Genomic DNA, 17,565 nt, shown 5'->3' on the forward strand with positions numbered 1-17,565 from the left:
GGGCCGCGACACCGGAGTGTCGCGGCCCGATTCGTCGTTGATGAGCCGGATCAGTCCGACCCGCCGCCACCCTGCGGCGGCGGAATGCGCACGACACGATCGTCGAACGGGCCCGGCTGACCGTCGGTCTTGTTGACCGTCGAGACCCAGATGGTGCCGTCGCCACCGGTCGCGGCGCCGCCGAGCTGTCCGTACTTGTCCTGCGCGACGAGGCTGGGTGAGGAGGTCACGGCGTGCGTGGTCGGGTCGGCCGCCGCGATGGCGACCGCCTTCGCGCCGGTCAGCGCGATGGCAATGCCGTCGGCGGCTGCCGCGCATCCCGCGACACCCGGACGATCGGGCCAGGTCCACGCGGTGGTGACCGAACCGTCCTTGTCGAGGCGCTGCAAGCGGTCCTCGGTCGCGGTGCGGTCGGTGATCCAGACGCTGTCCTTGCCGTCACCGCAGACATCGCCCGCGGTGCCGATGCCCGATACCGCGATTTCCGCCGTCGCCCCCGGCGCGGGCGAATTCACCCGAAGCAGCTTGCCGCCGAGCGAGGACGGTGACGCCGCGGCGCCGGGATTGCCCGCATCGCCGGTCAGCACCAGCAGTTGCGTCGGCGTGACGAACTCGATCGAACCGTGATTGCCGGTGGAGCCCTTCGGAATTCCGGTGAGGATGGCCTTCGGTGGGCCGCCGTCGGCGATGCGGACCACTCGGTTGTCGGTCGCGGTGGTGATGTAGGCGTACATCAGCCCGTCCTCGCGATAGGTCGGGGACAACGCGATGTCGGAGAGCCCGCCGTCGCCGGAGCCGTCCACGTCGAGGCTGGCGATCTCCGTCGGAGTTTCCTGTGGGCTGCTCGGATCCACCGGCACCACCTTCAAGATGCGTCCGGTGCGCCGCTCGGTGACCAAGGCGTTCTCGCCGAGGGTGATCAGCCCACCGGTGGTGTCCATGCAGGTGGCAACGACGGCCGGGTCGGGATCGATGCAGGGACCGGTCGGCCGGGTGCCCGGAGTGGGCGCCTGCTTCGGAGGTTTGGGGTCGGCGGGATTGACGGTCGGCTCGGGCGTGAAGGGGCTGGAAGCTGAATCATCGAACCGCGCGCAGCCTGCCAGCAGGACGGCGCCGAGCGCCAAGCTCAGGGCGACGCGGCCCGCGACAACCAAACTCATGGTTCAGACGTTACGGAAACAGTGCCCGCCGCGCCCCTCCCGGGTCGGGTGTCGGCCACAGACACCCGAGGGCGGACACGCCGTTGCCTCCGGACTGCCCGTCGTAGCCCGCGGCGGCATAGGGTGTTAAGCCGTGAGCGAGTCTGTGAGCGAACGATCAACACAGTGCGCCCCGCGCGCGCCGAAGCCGAGCATTGGTGAGGAGCGGTCGTGAGCGACAAGCCGAATGAGACCTCCCCGTCCGCGGGCTCAGCGCCGAAGGGCGAACCGTCGGCCGGCGCGCAGGAGGCGGTTTCGACCACCGGCCGCGGCGTGAGCAGCCCATACGATTCGCCGACCGAGCAGATCCCGTCGATGGGCAAGGGGCCCGAGCTGAGCAAGGACGTGCCGCGCACGGACGACGAACTCGGCCTCGATCCCGGACCCGAAGTCCCAACGGTCGGTGAGCAGTCGAGCGCGGCCGCCGCAGCGCCCACCTACGCGTACGCCAGCATCCCGCCCGCGGGTAACTCGCCGGGTGAGTCGAGTCGGCCGCTGCGCCGCCGCGATGCCGACAATCGCCGCGGCACCCTCGATCTCGGCCTGTTCCTGTTGCGCGTGGTCGTCGGCGGCACCTTCATCTATCACGGTCTGCAGAAGCTGGCCGGCTGGTTCCACGGACCCGGCCTCGACGGCACCCGCGACATGATGTCCAACGGTGGCTGGGACCACGCCACCATGTCGACCGTCCTGGTCATCGCCGGCGAACTCGGCGGCGGCGTGCTGCTGGTGCTCGGCCTCGCCACCCCGCTGGCCGCGGGCGCGGTGCTGGCGGTGATCCTCGACGCGTGGGCATGGAAGCAGGGCATGCTCCCCGGCTTCCAGTACAAGGTCACCACCGGCGTCGAACTGGAAACGATCCTGGCCGGTACCGCTGCCGTCATCATCCTGACGGGCCCGGGCCGCCTTTCCTTCGACCGCAACCGCGGCTGGGCCATCCGCCCGTCCTTCGGTTCTTTCGCCGTCCTCATCCTGGCCGTCGCCGCCGCTGTCGGCACCTGGCTCTGGCTGCACGGCGGCAACCCCTTGATCGGTGTCGGCTAGTCCACCTGTCCGCGTATTCAGGCCGTATAGATCGACGGCAAACGGCGTCCCTCATGACCGCATGAGGGACGCCGTTCGTTTCGACCGAGCTACTCGGTATTACGGGACGTAGCGGACCGCGCCTTTGTCGGCGGAGGTGGCGAGGGCGGCGTAGGCGCGTAGGGCCGTGGTGACCGTGCGAACTCGGTCGACCGGCTGCCATGGCCGTTCGGACGCTTCCATTTTCGCGCGTCGTTCGGCGAGCACGGCGTCGTCGACGAGCACCTCGAGGGTACGGGTGGAGACGTCGATGCGGATCTGGTCGCCGTTCTCGATCAGGCCGATCGCGCCGCCGCCTGCCGCTTCGGGGGACATATGGCCGATCGAAAGGCCGGAGGTGCCGCCGGAGAAGCGGCCGTCGGTGATCAGCGCGCACTCCTTGCCGAGGCCCGCGCCCTTCAGGAAGGCGGTGGGGTGCAACATCTCCTGCATGCCCGGCCCACCCTTGGGGCCCTCGTAGCGGACCACGATCACATCGCCCGGCTTGATCTTCTTGCCGAGGATCGCCGACACGGCCGCTTCCTGGGATTCCACGACCACCGCGGGACCTTGGAAGGCGAACAGGTCTTCATCGATGCCCGCGGTCTTGAGGACGGCGCCGTCGAGTGCGATGTTGCCGCGCAGAACAACCAGGCCGCCCTCCTTGGTGTAGGCATGCTCGAAGTCGTGGATGCAGCCGCCCTCGGCGTCGGTATCCAGCGACGACCAGCGGTTGTTCGTGGAGAACGGCTCGGTTGTTCGCACGCCGCCCGGCGCGGCGTGGAACAGCTCGATCGCTTCCTCGGACGCCTTGCCTGAGCGGATATCCCAGGTGTCGAGCCACTCGTCGAAGCTCTTGGTGTGGACGGTGGAGACGTCGGTCTCCAGCAGTCCCGCGCGCCGCAGCTCACCGAGGATGGCGGGGATGCCACCGGCCCGGTGCACGTCTTCCATGTGGTAGTCGGAATTGGGTGAGACCTTCGACAGGGTGGGCACCCGGCGGCTGGTCTCCTCGATGGTGTGCAGATCGAAGTCGATCTCACCCTCCTGCGCCGCGGCCAGCGTGTGCAGCACGGTATTGGTGGAGCCGCCCATGGCCACGTCCAGAGCCATCGCGTTGCGGAATGCCTTGGCGCTGGCCACATTCCGCGGCAGCACCGACGAATCGTCCTCGCGGTACCAGCGATTCGCGATGTCGACGATCACCGTGCCCGCACGCTCGAACAGCGCGTGCCGGGCCTGGTGGGTGGCCAGGGTGGAACCGTTGCCCGGCAACGCGAGTCCGAGCGCTTCGGTGAGGCAGTTCATCGAGTTCGCGGTGAACATGCCGGAGCAGGAGCCACAGGTCGGGCACGCGCTGCGCTCGACCTCGTCGAGCCCTTCCTCGCTGACGTTCATGTTGGCGCTGGCCGCGATCGCCGTGATCAGGTCGGTCGGCGCCTGCGCGACACCGCCGACGACAACGGCCTTGCCCGCCTCCATCGGCCCGCCGGAGACGAACACGGCCGGGATGTTGAGGCGCATAGCGGCATTGAGCATGCCGGGGGTGATCTTGTCGCAGTTGGAGATGCACACCAGCGCGTCGGCGGTGTGCGCGTTCGCCATGTACTCGACCGAATCGGCGATGATCTCGCGCGAAGGCAGCGAGTAGAGCATGCCGCCGTGACCCATGGCGATGCCGTCATCGACCGCGATGGTGTGGAACTCACGCGGCACGCCACCCGCGGCGCGCACCGCCTCGGCCACGATCTCGCCGACATTCTTGAGGTGCACGTGTCCAGGGACGAACTGGGTATAGGAGTTCGCGATGGCGACGATCGGCTTGCCGAAGTCGGAGTCGGTCATACCGGTGGCACGCCAGAGTGCGCGGGCGCCTGCGGCATTGCGGCCGACGGTGGTGGTTCGTGAACGAAGCGGTGGCATCTATGAATCCTCGGGAGGTCGCGGGGTCGCTGTCAGTCTGTGGTTCGGGATGTGTCGCCGCGTTTGGTTGGCGTCGGCGCTGACGGTGTCATCGGTTGTGTCGGTTCCGGCACCGTCGGTATCCACAGGTCTGGCGAGTTGAGGCGGGGATCATCCGCCCGACGCGGTCACCAGATCGCGCATCCGGCTGTTAGCTTACCGGCGGCTGTTGGTTCGTCTCCGGGTCGGTGTCCGCCGGTTTCGAACCGGCCTGCTCCGCTTCGGTCTTCTGCTGCTCGGCCTCTTCCTTTTCCTTCTCGGCCCGCACCTTGGCTTCCCACGCCGCGGCCTCCGCGGCGAACAGGTCCGGAATCCGTCCGCCCGACGCGGCGATCAGCTCGCGCAGCCGGTCATAGCTGACCGCGGGAAGCTTCACATCGGTGTCGTCGGTGAGGTGGGCGCGCACGAACCCGCGCTTGGGGATCGTCACACCCGCGACCTGCGACCAGTCCAGGTGCCGCGAACCGAACACGGTGCGCAGATCCAGCCCGCCTTCGGAGACGGTGGTCCTGGTGCGGTAAATCCATACCGCCACCGCGACCGGGATCAGCAGTAGCCACCACAGCGCGATCGGCCAGCCGACGAACGGGAAGAACACGCAGAACAGCAGCACCAATACGCCCAGGTAGGCAAGCTGCGTAACGCGGATGACCTTCGCGGCGGGCTGCGGCGGTGTCGGGTCGGCCGAGCGACCCGTATCCGATCCGTCGTGGGAGATGTGGGATGATTTAGCCGGTGGCACGGACTGATGCGGTGATGACACACCACCATCCTCGCATCATGGTGGACAGACTCGAGCACCCACTCTGTCTCACATAATGGGACCTGTTTGACTGATCGGCTCGCGCGCACATACCGTCATGCGCGTGAATCGAAACGAGTTGCTCGTAATCGGCCGGCGCGTCCAGCGTTGAGCCTGACTATCTGAGTCGAATACGTCAGCTCGCGCGCGACGCGCCACCCTCGAACAGCCATGCTGTCGGGGGCTTTTTTGTGTTCGGACCTATCAACTCGGAGTTCCGGATCACGGCGCGACGCATGCACCGCGTGCACAGCAAGTGTTGTCCGGGGTCAGAACGACAAGCAGTGAGGAAACCAAGACGGTGAGCGCACCAACCGCCCGGCCAGGGCCCTCGGCCCGCAGGCCGGCGCCTGCGGCTAATCAGCCGGCATCGCCTGCCGGCACTCCGACGAACGCGGCCAATCGCCGCCAGGTCCCGCCCGAGCGGGTCACCGGCGCGCAGTCTGTCGTCCGTTCGCTCGAGGAGCTCGGCGTCGACACCGTATTCGGCATTCCGGGCGGCGCGATTCTTCCGGTGTACGACCCGCTGTTCGACTCCGTCAAGGTGCGTCACGTGCTGGTGCGCCACGAGCAGGGCGCGGGTCACGCCGCGACCGGTTATGCCCAGGCCACCGGCAAGGTCGGCGTGTGCATGGCCACCTCGGGGCCCGGCGCGACGAACCTGGTCACCCCGATCGCCGACGCTCAGATGGACTCGGTCCCGATTGTCGCGATCACCGGCCAGGTCGGCCGCGGCCTGATCGGCACGGACGCGTTCCAGGAAGCCGATATCTCCGGCATCACCATGCCGATCACCAAGCACAACTTCCTCATCACCGAGGGCGTCGACATCCCGCGCATCATGGCCGAGGCGTTCTACCTGGCCTCGAGCGGTCGCCCCGGCGCGGTATTGGTCGACATCCCGAAGGACGTGCTGCAGATGCAGACGACCTTCAGCTGGCCGCCGGAGATGCGGCTGCCCGGCTACCGTCCCGTCACCAAGCCGCACGGCAAGCAGGTGCGTGAGGCCGCCAGGATGATCTTGGAAGCCAAGCAGCCTGTGCTGTATGTCGGCGGCGGCGTGATCAAGGCCGATGCCTCGCCCCAGCTGCTGGAGCTGGCCGAACTGACCGGCATCCCGGTGGTCACCACTCTGATGGCGCGCGGCGCGTTCCCGGACAGTCACACGCTGAACATGGGTATGCCCGGTATGCACGGCACCGTGGGAGCGGTTGCCGCGCTGCAGAAGTCCGACCTGCTGATCACCCTCGGCGCGCGTTTCGACGACCGCGTGACCGGTCAGCTGGATTCCTTCGCGACCAACGCCAAGGTGATCCACGCCGACATCGACCCGGCCGAGATCGGCAAGAACAGGCACGCCGATGTTCCGATCGTCGGTGACTGTCGCGAGGTGATCACCGAGCTGATCGAGACGCTGAAGTCCGATCCCGCCACCACCTCGGCGCCGCTGCTCGACCTCGGAGCATGGTGGAAGTACCTCGACGGCGTCCGCAAGAGCTACCCACTTGGCTGGAACGCCCCGAGTGACGGTTCGCTCTCGCCCGAGTACGTCATCGAGGCGCTCGGCCGCCTGGCCGGACCGGACGCGATCTACTGCGCCGGTGTCGGTCAGCATCAGATGTGGGCCGCTCAGTTCATCAAGTACGAGAAGCCGCGTACCTGGCTGAACTCCGGTGGTCTCGGCACCATGGGCTACGCCGTGCCCGCCGCCATGGGCGCCAAGATGGGCGCACCCGATAAAGAGGTGTGGGCGGTCGACGGTGACGGCTGCTTCCAGATGACCAACCAGGAGTTGGCCACCTGTGCGGTGGAGAACGTCCCGATCAAGGTCGCGCTGATCAACAACGGCAACCTCGGCATGGTCCGCCAGTGGCAGACCCTGTTCTACGAAAAGCGCTACTCCAACACCGATCTCGGCACGCACACGCTGCGCATCCCCGACTTCGTCAAGCTCGCCGAAGCCCTCGGCTGCCACGGCATCCGGGTCGAGCGTGAAGAAGACGTCGAGGCCGCGATCCGCGAGGCGCAGTCCATCACCGACCGTCCCGTGGTGATCGATTTCATCGTCGGCAAGGACGCCCAGGTGTGGCCGATGGTCGCCGCGGGCACCGGCAACGACGAGATCATGGCAGCGCGTGGCATCCGCCCGCTGTTCGACGAGGACGAATCGGGCGCCGAGCCCGCCGTCATCCATGAGGCGATGTCACACGGGAAGAACCAGGTGAGCGAAGGATGAGTACCACCCACACCCTCAGCGTGCTGGTGGAGGACAAGCCTGGCGTGCTCGCGCGAGTCGCGGCACTGTTCTCCCGTCGCGGCTTCAATATCGAGTCGCTCGCGGTCGGCGGCACCGAGCTCCCCGAGATTTCCCGCATGACCATCGTCGTCACGGTCGAGGATCTGCCGCTCGAGCAGGTCACCAAGCAGCTCAACAAGCTGATCAACGTCATCAAGATCGTCGAGCAGGACTCCGACGCCTCGGTGGCCCGTGAACTGATCCTGGTCAAGGTGCGCGCCGACGCCAGTGTGCGCACTCAGGTGATCGAGGCCGTTACGCTCTTTCGGGCGAAGGTCATCGACGTGTCCCCGGACGCGCTCACCGTCGAGGCGACCGGAACCCGGTCCAAACTCGACGCGCTGCTGCGCATGCTCGAACCGTTCGGAATCCGCGAGATCGTGCAGTCCGGTGTGGTGGCCGTGGGACGTGGTCCCAAGTCGATCACCGCCACTCGCTAATCAGTCCTAAACAGAAGAATCCAGAAGGGAACCACTAGTGGCAGTCGAGATGTTCTACGACGACGACGCCGACCTGTCGATCATCCAGGGCCGCAAGGTCGCTGTCATCGGCTACGGCAGCCAGGGCCACGCGCACTCGCTGAGCCTGCGCGATTCCGGCGTCGACGTTCGCGTCGGTCTTACCGAAGGTTCGAAGTCGCGGCCCAAGGCGGAAGAGGCCGGTCTGACCGTCGGCACCCCCGCCGAGGTTTCGGAGTGGGCCGACGTGATCATGGTGCTGGCCCCCGACACCGCCCAGGCGTCGATCTTCACCAATGACATCGAGCCCAACCTGAAGGACGGCGACGCGCTGTTCTTCGGCCACGGCCTCAACATCCACTTCGGTCTGATCAAGGCTCCGGCCGGCATCACCGTCGCGATGGTCGCGCCGAAGGGCCCCGGCCACCTGGTGCGTCGTCAGTTCGTCGACGGCAAGGGCGTTCCCGCCCTGATCGCCGTCGATCAGGACCCGAAGGGCGAGGGCCAGGCGCTGGCGCTGTCCTACGCCAAGGGCATCGGCGGCACCCGCGCCGGCGTCATCAAGACCACCTTCAAGGAAGAGACCGAGACCGACCTCTTCGGTGAGCAGGCCGTGCTCTGCGGTGGCACCGAGGAACTGGTCAAGATTGGTTTCGAGGTAATGGTCGAGGCGGGCTACGCCCCCGAGATGGCCTACTTCGAGGTTCTGCATGAGCTCAAGCTGATCGTCGACCTCATGTACGAGGGCGGCATCGCCCGCATGAACTACTCGGTCTCCGACACCGCCGAATTCGGTGGCTACCTGTCGGGCCCGCGCGTCATCGACGCCGACACCAAGAAGCGCATGCAGGACATCCTCAAGGACATCCAGGACGGCAGCTTCGTCAAGCGTCTCGTCGCGAACGTCGAGGGCGGCAACAAGGAGCTCGAGGGTCTGCGTAAAGCCAACGCCGAGCACCCGATCGAGGTCACCGGCGCCAAGCTGCGCGGCCTGATGAGCTGGGTCGACCGGCCGATCACCGAGACTGCCTGAGTCTGCGGCGACTAACGCAAACGGCCCGGCACCTCAATGGTGCCGGGCCGTTGTCGACTCCTGATGTGGCGCGGATGATCAAGGGGCCAGCGACAACCGCAGCCCTGCACAGCATTCGACGCGGACCGGTTGTCGGAACACCGCGAATCCGTCCTGATTCATCCATCCGGGCGGAACCCCCGACGGCAGCGAACATCGATTCGATATCGCGCCACTAGTCCCGCCCGCTCCAGGAACTAGCTGCTACCGAACAATCCGCCAGGGAAAATGTTGCGGGGGATGCGCCACTGGTCGTCCCAGCGTCGGTCGTCCCGGCGATCACGATCGTTCCAGCGACCACGGTCACAGTCGTCGCGGCGACTCGGGCTGTGATTCCAGTCGTCCTGTGGGCCGCGGCGATCGCAATCCCAGTCGTTGTTGTTGTGACGCGGGTGGCGGACTTCGGTAATCGCCGGAGCGCCAACTGCGGAATCAGCCGAGGCCGGAACCGCGAAGGCGGTCAATGGAATTGCGACAAACGCGCTGGCGATAGCGAAATGCGCCAACCTCCGGCGTGGAGTAGTCGACTTTGCTGTCGAGAACACCATGGATCCTTTCTCTCATTCGGTGAACCGCGCGTTCACCATCCCTCTACGAGGGTCTGCTCTCGCGGGGCTCGAGGCCCGTCGGGCAGGGTCTGTATCGAGGGTGCGATCGAGGCCATCATGGGTGCTGATGAGACCGGTACGCGTCGACCGCACGATCTACACTCTGCCGGAGTTCGACCGAAAGGCAATGGGGCTGGCACCATTACAGGGAAGGTTCATCCTTTGGTATGAGGTGACCCCTACCTCGTAGGTATCAGGTCTCAGGGTCCGCTCCTGCGCGGCCTCCGTCGCGGTCGGGACGGCGAAGGCGCTGGGCACGGACCTTATAGACTGTTACCGATGAGTAAGTTCTTTGGCTCGGTAGACGAGGTGACGCGGCGGCTCGCCGACGCGGGATACCTGCCGTCCCTCGATATCGCCACCGCGGTCTTCCTCGCGGGCCATCTCGGAAAGCCCTTGTTGATCGAGGGCCCGGCGGGCGTCGGCAAAACCGAACTGGCCAAGGCCGTCGCCACCGCGACAAAGTCCGATCTCGTTCGCCTGCAATGCTACGAAGGCATCGACGAGGCCCGAGCCCTCTACGAGTGGAACCACGCCAAACAACTCCTGCGTATCACCGCGACCGACAACGAGAACTGGGACAGCACTCGCGACCACGTCTTCACCGAGGAGTTCCTCCTCGCCCGCCCCCTGCTCGCCGCGATCCGCAACCCGAACCCCACGGTGCTGCTCATCGATGAATTGGACAAGGCGGACGTCGAACTCGAAGGCATGCTGCTGGAGGTTCTCGGCGACTACCAGGTGAGTATCCCCGAGCTCGGCACCATCACCGCCGTCCGCAAACCCTTCGTCCTGGTCACCTCCAACGCCAACCGCGACCTTTCCGAAGCTCTTAAGCGCCGCTGCCTCTATCTCCACATCGACTATCCGACAGCCGAATTGGAGCGCGCCATCGTCCGGATGAAGGTCCCCGAACTGGACGAGGCAATGGCCGAATCCTTGGTCACCGTCGTCGGCGCCCTCCGCGAACTACCCCTGCGCAAGTCCCCATCGATCGCCGAAACCATCGACTGGGCAAGAACTCTCGCCACTCTCGGCGCACGCAACGTAACCGGCGCCATCGTCCGATCGACTCTCGGCGTCCTACTGAAATATCAATCCGACCACCGCATCGCGATCGAACGATTGGGTCTGTCGGGTGCGGATGGCAAGGATGCGGCGAAGTGATGGCGAATCACGTTGCTGGAGTGCAGTCAGCACGGCCTGGGCGAACCGACCGGCCCGCCGATTCGATGACCGACCGCCTCGTCGAATTCGTAGGCCTGCTCCGTGACCATGGGATACACGCCGGCCCCAGCGAAACCATCGACGCAGCCGAAGCGATCCTCGCCCTCGGCCTCGCCGATCGGAACCGGTTGCGTTCAGGACTGGCCGCAACTCTGTTGCGCCGCAACGGTCAACGCGCGGTCTTCGATCAACTCTTCGACCTCTATTTCCTCACCGCGAACCCACTGGAGTCGGAACGCCCGGCCGACCCGGACTCCATAGACGCGATGCGCGATCGACTGGTATCCGCACTGGCACAAGATGATCGAGCGGCGGCAACCGAACTCGCGCAACAAGCGCTGACCGAACTCGGCGGTTACGGGGGAGCGGGAACCGGCCAGAGCTCGGGGCCCGTCACCACGGCCTCCGGCGCAGGGTGGTCTTCCTACCTGGCCATGAAAGCCCTACGCCCAGAAGACCTCATCGACCGCATCGTCGCAGGCATGGGCGCACCCGCCGGCCAATTCGACACCACCGTCCGCACCATCGAAGCCAATCGTCGCCTCGCCCAATTCCGCACCGCCGTCCGCACCGAGGCCCGCCTACGCTCCGCCCAACTCCGCGGCACCGAATACATCGCTCGCCGGGGCGTCGAATCCAGCACCGACCACATCGACTTCCTGGGCGCCCGCGAGCAAGACCTAGCCGAAATGCGCCGCCTGGTAACCCCTTTGGCCCGCAAACTAGCCACCCGCCTAGCAGCCCGCCGCCGCAGATCCGCCCGCGGCCAAATCGACATGCGCCGCACCATGCGCCGTTCCATGGCGACCGGCGGAGTACCAATCGACCCCGTCCTACGCGCCCGCAAACACGGCCGCCCCGACCTCGTCGTCCTAGCCGACCTTTCGGGTTCGGTGACCGGCTTCGCCGAATTCACCCTCCAACTGGTCCAAGCCCTCCAAGACCAATTCAGCAAGGTCCGCAGCTTCGGCTTCATAGACACCTGCGACGAAATCACCGCCCACTTCACCCCCGGCGAACCCCCCACCCCCGGCACCGCCGCCCGAATAGTCCGCACCTCCAACGTAGCCCGCTTCGGCAGCAGCAACTACGGCGAAGCTCTCCAAGGTTTCGTAGACAACTACCTGGAAGCCCTCGGCCCCCGCACGTCCCTACTAATCCTCGGCGACGCCCGCACCAACCGCACCGACCCGAATCTCAGTGCGCTACAAGCAATGTCCGACCGAGCCAAACACGCCTACTGGCTCAACCCCGAGCCCTCCCGCTCGTGGTCCACCGGCGACTCGGCCGCTCACGTGTACGCCGAGCACATCACCATGCATGAATGCCGAAATGTCGAACAGCTCACCGAGGTAATCACACGTCTCCTCCCCGCCTGACTACCCCAACACCCGTCCCATCGCTCTCTTGTAGCCGACTTCACTGGACTACGTCACGAATGGCACATGGGTGCGACAAACACCGAGAAGCCCCCTCCGTGATGTGCCACTCGCGAGGGCTCATTGCTTGGGGCGCTAGTCCGTGGGTGTACCGAGGCGGTGCTCCCGGGTTGTCTGGCGTCAGGTCAGGTGGCGGAACAGCGGCAGGACGGTGTCGACTACGGCTTCGGGTGTCGGTAGCGACGCGACCGCTGCGGGCGGGCTGAGATGGCGCTGCAACGCTCGCTGATGTGCGGCGCCGACCAGCAGTAATGCGATGGCTCGCGGGTCTGCGGTGTCCGGTAGGCGCTCGCCGCCGTGCGGGACCGACAGGTGGGCGACGACAGTGTCGACCGCTCGGTGGGGGCCGAGATCGAGTTCGCGACCGCGTTCCAGGTACTTCGACCGAAGTTCGGCATCCGACTGCACTGCGGCCATGACCGGAATGGCATCGAGGAAGAACCCTTCGAGTGCCTCGACGATCGCTACGAGCGTTGCTCGCAGGCCCTGCTGCTCATCGATCGCACCGAGCACATCCTTGAGCGGTCGCAGATGCTGCTGAATTACCGCTTGCAACAACCCGATTCGATCACCGAAGTGATAGAAGATGCTCGACTCCGCCACCCCCGCGCGCTGCGCGACCTCCTTCGTCGACAGCCGGGCCACCCCTGCCTCGGTCAGAATCTGTTGCGCCGCGGCAACAACCGACTCCCGAACTCCCGTAGACGGCCGCCCGCGCTTGCTGCGAGCTCGTCCCACCCCATCGGATGTCGTCACCGCAGCCTCCTACTCATACCGAATCAACCCTTGCAGTATGCCTCGAGCGAGTGTATTTTCTGAGTATATACTCAGTATATTGCCTGACCCTGTGGAGGCACCCATGTCCACCCCGACCAAGACGTCGTCCACCCAGAGCCGCACCCAGCGCACCGGCGATGCCGTCGTCCGCTTCCTACTGCGATCCCCACTGCATCGCCTGGTCAGCGGCAAGCTCCTGATCATCACCGTGACCGGCCGCAAAACCGGCCGGGAATACGCCAACCCAGTCGGCTACGCCGAACACGACGGCCACATCCTCATCGGCTCCGCTGCCCGCTGGCACCGCAACCTCCGCCCCGGAACCCCGGCCCGTATCCGACTGCGCGGCAAAGACATCCAAGCCGATCCCGAAGTAATCACCGACGAAGCCCGCGCCGCCGACCTCTACCGAGCCATCCTCACCCGCAACCCGGTCCACGGCCGCTTCGCCGGCATCGCCCTGAATCCCGACGGCAACGTGAACCTCGACGACCTGCGCCGCGCACTCTCCACCGGCACCGCCGTAGTTCGACTGCGCCCGCTCTAGCCGAGGTCAGAGCCACTCAGGAGGGTGCTCGAAGCGATCGGCCCCGCACCTCAGCTGTCGCTCGGCAGACCCACGATCACTCGTGCGGCCGAAAGGTCTGCCCCTGTGCGTTCCCCTCGACAGCCTCGACATACGAGCGGGCAACGATGCTCACCGGTGTTCCATCAGCGGGGTCGAGGCCCATGCTCTCCAACGTCTCCGCGACCCAGCCCGGGCCGACGGAATTCAGGCGTAGGCCGCGGGGCATTTCGACGGCGGCATGTTCGGTGAACGCTTCCAGCCCCGCGTTGACCATCGCGCCGAAGGAGCCGCCCACCATCGGTCGCTCGAATACGCCGCTGGTCAATGTGATCGAGCCGCCGTCGCGCAGATTTCGGATCGCGCGCCGGACGAGGTGGAGTTGGCCGAGTAGCTTGCCCTGGAGTCCGCGGGTGAAGTCGTCGTCGGAGTCCAGTGGAGTCAGTTTGCCGCTCGCTGCGGTGACCACTACCGCGTCCACATCGCGGACTGTCTCGAAGAGTGCGTCGATCGAGGCGTTGTCGTCCATGTCCACCCGAACCGGCCCACGTCGAGCGGCGCGCACCACCTCGTGGTTCTTCTCCAACGCGTCGGCGACAGCTGAGCCGATAGTCCCGCTGGCGCCGATAACGATGATCTTCATATGACCTCTCTCGAGCCATGCCCCAACGGCAGACTCGTAGGGGTGGGTAACGAGTGCTCAGCACCGGTTATTCCGGGTAGTCGTGGTTTTCGACCAGCGAGTAGCGGTGCCTTACCTCCGGGTTGTAGGTTCCGCCTGGCCGATGCCTCGATGGCTAGTGAAACTCCGCCATCGGGGACATCGGCCCCCTGCCTTCCGTTCAGCGGCGTACCTCAGTGATCTGGACGGCGCGCCCATCGTGCCGCGAAAGCTCGCACGCCTCAGCGATATAGAACGCCTCGAGTGCGTCAGTGACGGTGCACGGATTATCGCTCTCCCCGTTCACGACAGACACGAAGGCCGCGAGCTCGTCGGTATAGGCGCGGCGGAAGCGTTCCATGAAACCGGGGTAAGCGGGGAAAGGGGAAGGGGTGCAGTCGGGTTCGACGGAGGTGAGGGGAGCGCGGTCGTCCAGGCCGACGACGGCGTTGCCTTCGGAGCCGAGGGCTTCCAGGCGCACGTCGTAACCTGCGCCGTTGTAGCGGGCGAGTGAAACCGTTGCCAGGGTGCCGTCGTCCAGGCGAAGGACGATCGCGGCGGTGTCGACGTCGCCCGCGTCGGCGAAGAATTGTTCGCCTCGGTTCGCGCCGGTGGCGTAGACCTCTGTTACCTCGCGGCCGGTTACCCAGCGGATGATGTCGAAATCGTGGACGCCGCAGTCGCGGAAGAGGCCGCCGGAGCGGGGGATGTATTCGGCGGGTGGGGGTGCGGGGTCGAGGGTGGTAGCGCGGAGGGTGTGCAGCCAGCCGAGGTCGCCGGAGGTGATGGCGGCGCGGGCGGCGCGGTAGCCGGCATCGAAGCGGCGTTGGAAGCCGATTTGTACTGGGACGGTGGAGTTTTTGATGTGGTCGATGACGGCGAGGGTGCCTTGGATGTCGGCGGCTACCGGTTTTTCGCAGAAAACGGGGATGCCTCGGTCTACGGCCCGGGTGATGAGCGCGGGGTGCGAGTCGGTGGCGGTGGCGATGATCAGGCCGTTGAGGTCGGCGGCGAAGAGGGCATCGAGGTCGGGGACCGCTTGGACGCCGAGCTTTCCGGCCGTGGCGCGGGCTCGTTCGGCGTCGGCGTCGGCGACGATGACGCCCCCGACGCCGGGAAGATGTGTCAAGGTCTCGGCGTGTGAGGTGCCGATTCTTCCGGTGCCTGCCAGGCCCAAGGTGACGGGTGCTGCGGATGTCATCGTCGCTCCTCCTGGTGAGAACTCGTCTTGTGGTGGGGAATTCGAGTGGGTTTCAGCTGCGGGGTGACGCTGTCGTCGCGCGGATGACGAGCGAGGGCTGCAGGCGGCGGCGGACCGGCTCGGTGCGGCCGTCGCGGAGGCGTTCGGTGAGTGCTTCGATTGCCAGGCGGCCCATTTGAGTGCGGGGCTGGTCGATGGTGGTCAGGGAGACGTGGCGTAGCGCTGCCAGGGATGTGTTGTCGTAGCCGACGATGGAGACGTCGTGCGGCACGCGAAGTCCCGCCTCTTCCAACGCGGACATGGCACCGACGGCGTTGAAGTCGTTGCTGCACACGAGAGCGGTGGGGAAGTTGTTGTGGGAGAAGAGATTCAGGAGTTTCTGGACGGCGGCAAGCCCTGCCGAGTCGGTGTGCTCGCTCGGGACGATCATGGGTTCCAGGCCGTGCCCGGCCATGGTGTCGCGGTAGCCGCGGCGGCGCGCGGCGGAGGTGAAGGCGCCGCCGCCGTCGAGGTGCACTATGCGGCGATGGCCGAGGGAAACCAGGTGATCGACGGCCAGCGCCGCGCCGATCTCGCCATCGTCGTTCACGGTGTCGACGTCGGGGATGGTGGAACTGCGCGATATCAGCACCACCGGCCCTTGTTGTGCCGCATCACGAATCGCGGCGGCGGGCAGCACCGGTGACAGCAGGATAATGCCTCCGGGGCGGAAGGACAGCAGGCTCTCCAGTGCGGTGCGTTCGCGGGCGGCACTGCGGTGGCCGGTGTTGAGGATCAGTTCGAGCGCGGCATCCTGAGCGGCGGCGTCCATACCTTCGACGACATCGGCGAAGAAGGGGTTGCGCAGGTCGGAGACCATGACGCCGACGATGTTCGACGTTCGGCTTGCCAGGGATCGCGCCATGATGTGCGGCTGGTAGCCGAGGTCTTTGGCGGCCTCGAGTACGGCGCGGCGGCGGTGCTCGCTCACCTTGGGGGACTCGCGCATGACGAGGGAGACCAGCGCCCGGGAAACGCCGGCGCGGGCCGCGACATCCTCCATGGTCGGTCGCGTCATGTCCCCTCCGTTCCGCGTGTGGTGATCCGTGCAGTGTCGCACGTTACAAGGTTGACGTGCGCTAATCAATAGAGCGCTCTAATTGGACATTTTCGAGCTCCAAGGCTCCGCTGGTTCGTGCTGGTGAACGATATACTCCCAGGTGGTAGCGATTTAGCCGCGAGCCTCGAAGTACTTGACACACTATGACCCACGTTACATAGTTGGAGCGCTCCAACAGATCGGAGCTACACGTCGATCGACACCGAAGGTCGGAGAAGTCCCCATGACCGAACCTCTGTACCCGCTGCGTATCGCGGCCGCGCCAATCTCCTGGGGAGTCTGCGAAGTCCCCGGTTGGGGACACGTGCTCGATGCTCGGACCGTCTTGACCGAGATGGTCAGCCTCGGAATCTCCGCGATGGAGCTCGGTCCCCCCGGCTATCTGCCGAAGGACCCGGTCGAATTGCGTTCGCTGCTCGAGGGGTTCGGCATCAGCTCGGTCGGCGGATTTCTCGCGCTCGCGCTGCATCGGGAGGCGCCGCGGGCGATCGAGACGGCGCGCGAGACGGTCGCACTGTTCGCTGAGACGGGTGCCGAGGTACTCGTCCTCGCGGCCGCGACGGGGCTCGACGGATACGACACCAGGCCACCGCTCACGGAGGCCGAGTGGCGAACCCTCGTCGAGACCGCCGCCGCGATACGCGATGTCGCCGCCGAGCACGGCTTGCGCACCACCCTGCATCCGCACGTCGGCACATACGTCGAGACCGAGGCCGAGGTGGAACGCTTCCTCGCCGACTCGGACCTCGACATCTGCCTCGACACCGGGCATCTGCTCATCGGTGGCACCGACCCGGTTCGCCTCGCACAGCGAAATCCCGACCGCATCGGCCATATTCACCTCAAAGATGTGCGAAGCGCGCTGGCTGATGAAGTACGAAGCGGCGCAATCGAATACAGCGAGGCGGTCCGTCGCGGAATCTACCCCGCGCTCGGCGAGGGCGACATCGACATCGAGGCCCTGGTGCGCAGCGTGTACGCGGCCGGATACCAAGGCTGGTACGTCATAGAACAGGACACCGCACTGGGCCCCGACGACGTGGCACAGCTGCCGAGCCGGGACGCCCTGCGCAGTCTGCGCCACCTCGCGGGCATCGGCGCCGCACTGACATCAGCTCGAATCTGACGGGGATACAA

General features: G+C 66.1%; 15 protein-coding genes. 8 read left to right on the forward strand and 7 right to left on the reverse strand.

Going from position 1 to position 17,565, the window contains the following annotated elements:
* Nucleotides 1-50: 50 nt before the first annotated feature.
* A complete protein-coding gene (locus tag ACLMAJ_RS16310) occupies nucleotides 51-1,160 on the reverse strand; it encodes a PQQ-dependent sugar dehydrogenase (RefSeq protein WP_412014545.1) in 1,110 nt (369 codons plus the stop codon).
* A 210-nt stretch (nucleotides 1,161-1,370) separates the two neighbouring features.
* Between ACLMAJ_RS16310 and ACLMAJ_RS16315 the strand changes: the two genes are divergently transcribed.
* A complete protein-coding gene (locus tag ACLMAJ_RS16315; protein ID WP_412014546.1) occupies nucleotides 1,371-2,243 on the forward strand; it encodes a DoxX family protein in 873 nt (290 codons plus the stop codon).
* A 99-nt stretch (nucleotides 2,244-2,342) separates the two neighbouring features.
* Here ACLMAJ_RS16315 and ilvD read toward each other — a convergent pair whose 3' ends face one another.
* Nucleotides 2,343-4,184, reverse strand: a complete 1,842-nt coding sequence (gene ilvD, locus ACLMAJ_RS16320) for a dihydroxy-acid dehydratase (protein ID WP_412014547.1) — start codon at nucleotides 4,182-4,184, stop codon at nucleotides 2,343-2,345.
* A gap of 190 nt (nucleotides 4,185-4,374) precedes the next feature.
* Nucleotides 4,375-4,986: a PH domain-containing protein gene (locus tag ACLMAJ_RS16325; RefSeq protein ID WP_412014548.1), complete on the reverse strand. Its 612-nt coding sequence runs from the start codon at nucleotides 4,984-4,986 to the stop codon at nucleotides 4,375-4,377.
* A 340-nt stretch (nucleotides 4,987-5,326) separates the two neighbouring features.
* On the opposite strand from ACLMAJ_RS16325, the gene ACLMAJ_RS16330 reads away from it, so the two are divergent.
* From ACLMAJ_RS16330 to ACLMAJ_RS16350, 5 genes are all read left to right on the forward strand, one after another.
* Nucleotides 5,327-7,261, forward strand: coding sequence for an acetolactate synthase large subunit (locus tag ACLMAJ_RS16330; RefSeq protein ID WP_412014549.1), 1,935 nt, complete (start codon nucleotides 5,327-5,329; stop codon nucleotides 7,259-7,261).
* Entirely contained in the window at nucleotides 7,258-7,761 is a 504-nt protein-coding gene (gene ilvN, locus ACLMAJ_RS16335) for an acetolactate synthase small subunit (protein ID WP_412014550.1), read from the forward strand. Before ACLMAJ_RS16330 ends, ilvN begins: the two co-directional genes overlap by 4 nt.
* A gap of 49 nt (nucleotides 7,762-7,810) precedes the next feature.
* On the forward strand, nucleotides 7,811-8,812 hold the full coding sequence (gene ilvC / locus ACLMAJ_RS16340; RefSeq protein WP_412014793.1) for a ketol-acid reductoisomerase: 1,002 nt from the start codon (nucleotides 7,811-7,813) through the stop codon (nucleotides 8,810-8,812).
* Nucleotides 8,813-9,738: 926 nt separating this feature from the next.
* Nucleotides 9,739-10,626, forward strand: coding sequence for an AAA family ATPase (locus ACLMAJ_RS16345; protein WP_412014551.1), 888 nt, complete (start codon nucleotides 9,739-9,741; stop codon nucleotides 10,624-10,626).
* The gene (locus ACLMAJ_RS16350; RefSeq protein ID WP_412014552.1) at nucleotides 10,626-12,065 is read left to right on the forward strand and encodes a vWA domain-containing protein; all 1,440 of its coding nucleotides are present in this window, start codon (nucleotides 10,626-10,628) and stop codon (nucleotides 12,063-12,065) included. The genes ACLMAJ_RS16345 and ACLMAJ_RS16350 overlap by 1 nt, the downstream gene beginning before the upstream one ends.
* 180 nt (nucleotides 12,066-12,245) lie before the next feature.
* Here ACLMAJ_RS16350 and ACLMAJ_RS16355 read toward each other — a convergent pair whose 3' ends face one another.
* A complete protein-coding gene (locus ACLMAJ_RS16355) occupies nucleotides 12,246-12,881 on the reverse strand; it encodes a TetR/AcrR family transcriptional regulator (RefSeq protein ID WP_412014553.1) in 636 nt (211 codons plus the stop codon).
* Between the two features lie 103 nt (nucleotides 12,882-12,984).
* Here ACLMAJ_RS16355 and ACLMAJ_RS16360 point away from each other — a divergent pair, with 103 nt between their 5' ends.
* A complete protein-coding gene (locus ACLMAJ_RS16360; RefSeq protein ID WP_412014554.1) occupies nucleotides 12,985-13,449 on the forward strand; it encodes a nitroreductase family deazaflavin-dependent oxidoreductase in 465 nt (154 codons plus the stop codon).
* 76 nt (nucleotides 13,450-13,525) lie between these two features.
* Here ACLMAJ_RS16360 and ACLMAJ_RS16365 read toward each other — a convergent pair whose 3' ends face one another.
* The 3 genes from ACLMAJ_RS16365 to ACLMAJ_RS16375 all read right to left on the reverse strand — a co-directional run bounded on the left by ACLMAJ_RS16365 (nucleotide 13,526) and on the right by ACLMAJ_RS16375 (nucleotide 16,386).
* Nucleotides 13,526-14,110, reverse strand: a complete 585-nt coding sequence (locus ACLMAJ_RS16365) for a short chain dehydrogenase (RefSeq protein ID WP_412014555.1) — start codon at nucleotides 14,108-14,110, stop codon at nucleotides 13,526-13,528.
* Between the two features lie 199 nt (nucleotides 14,111-14,309).
* Nucleotides 14,310-15,329, reverse strand: a complete 1,020-nt coding sequence (locus ACLMAJ_RS16370) for a Gfo/Idh/MocA family protein (RefSeq protein ID WP_412014556.1) — start codon at nucleotides 15,327-15,329, stop codon at nucleotides 14,310-14,312.
* A gap of 52 nt (nucleotides 15,330-15,381) precedes the next feature.
* Entirely contained in the window at nucleotides 15,382-16,386 is a 1,005-nt protein-coding gene (locus ACLMAJ_RS16375) for a LacI family DNA-binding transcriptional regulator (protein ID WP_412014557.1), read from the reverse strand.
* Nucleotides 16,387-16,651: 265 nt separating this feature from the next.
* Between ACLMAJ_RS16375 and ACLMAJ_RS16380 the strand changes: the two genes are divergently transcribed.
* Nucleotides 16,652-17,554, forward strand: coding sequence for a TIM barrel protein (locus ACLMAJ_RS16380; protein ID WP_412014558.1), 903 nt, complete (start codon nucleotides 16,652-16,654; stop codon nucleotides 17,552-17,554).
* The last annotated feature ends 11 nt before the right edge of the window (nucleotides 17,555-17,565 follow it).

The sequence above is a fragment of the Nocardia arseniciresistens genome, from assembly GCF_046764875.1.
GTDB classification, from domain to species: domain Bacteria; phylum Actinomycetota; class Actinomycetes; order Mycobacteriales; family Mycobacteriaceae; genus Nocardia; species Nocardia arseniciresistens.

Excerpts from the sequence above, each read along its gene's own strand:
- ACLMAJ_RS16350 (WP_412014552.1), top strand. The coding sequence starts at position 10,626 with ATGGCGAATCACGTTGCTGGAGTGCAGTCAGCACGGCCTGGGCGAACC.
- ACLMAJ_RS16345 (WP_412014551.1), top strand. The coding sequence starts at position 9,739 with ATGAGTAAGTTCTTTGGCTCGGTAGACGAGGTGACGCGGCGGCTCGCC.
- ACLMAJ_RS16360 (WP_412014554.1), top strand. The coding sequence starts at position 12,985 with ATGTCCACCCCGACCAAGACGTCGTCCACCCAGAGCCGCACCCAGCGC.
- ACLMAJ_RS16365 (WP_412014555.1), bottom strand. The coding sequence starts at position 14,110 with ATGAAGATCATCGTTATCGGCGCCAGCGGGACTATCGGCTCAGCTGTC.
- ilvN (WP_412014550.1), top strand. The coding sequence starts at position 7,258 with ATGAGTACCACCCACACCCTCAGCGTGCTGGTGGAGGACAAGCCTGGC.
- ACLMAJ_RS16375 (WP_412014557.1), bottom strand. The coding sequence starts at position 16,386 with ATGACGCGACCGACCATGGAGGATGTCGCGGCCCGCGCCGGCGTTTCC.
- ilvC (WP_412014793.1), top strand. The coding sequence starts at position 7,811 with ATGTTCTACGACGACGACGCCGACCTGTCGATCATCCAGGGCCGCAAG.
- ACLMAJ_RS16310 (WP_412014545.1), bottom strand. The coding sequence starts at position 1,160 with ATGAGTTTGGTTGTCGCGGGCCGCGTCGCCCTGAGCTTGGCGCTCGGC.
- ACLMAJ_RS16380 (WP_412014558.1), top strand. The coding sequence starts at position 16,652 with ATGACCGAACCTCTGTACCCGCTGCGTATCGCGGCCGCGCCAATCTCC.
- ilvD (WP_412014547.1), bottom strand. The coding sequence starts at position 4,184 with ATGCCACCGCTTCGTTCACGAACCACCACCGTCGGCCGCAATGCCGCA.
- ACLMAJ_RS16370 (WP_412014556.1), bottom strand. The coding sequence starts at position 15,329 with ATGACATCCGCAGCACCCGTCACCTTGGGCCTGGCAGGCACCGGAAGA.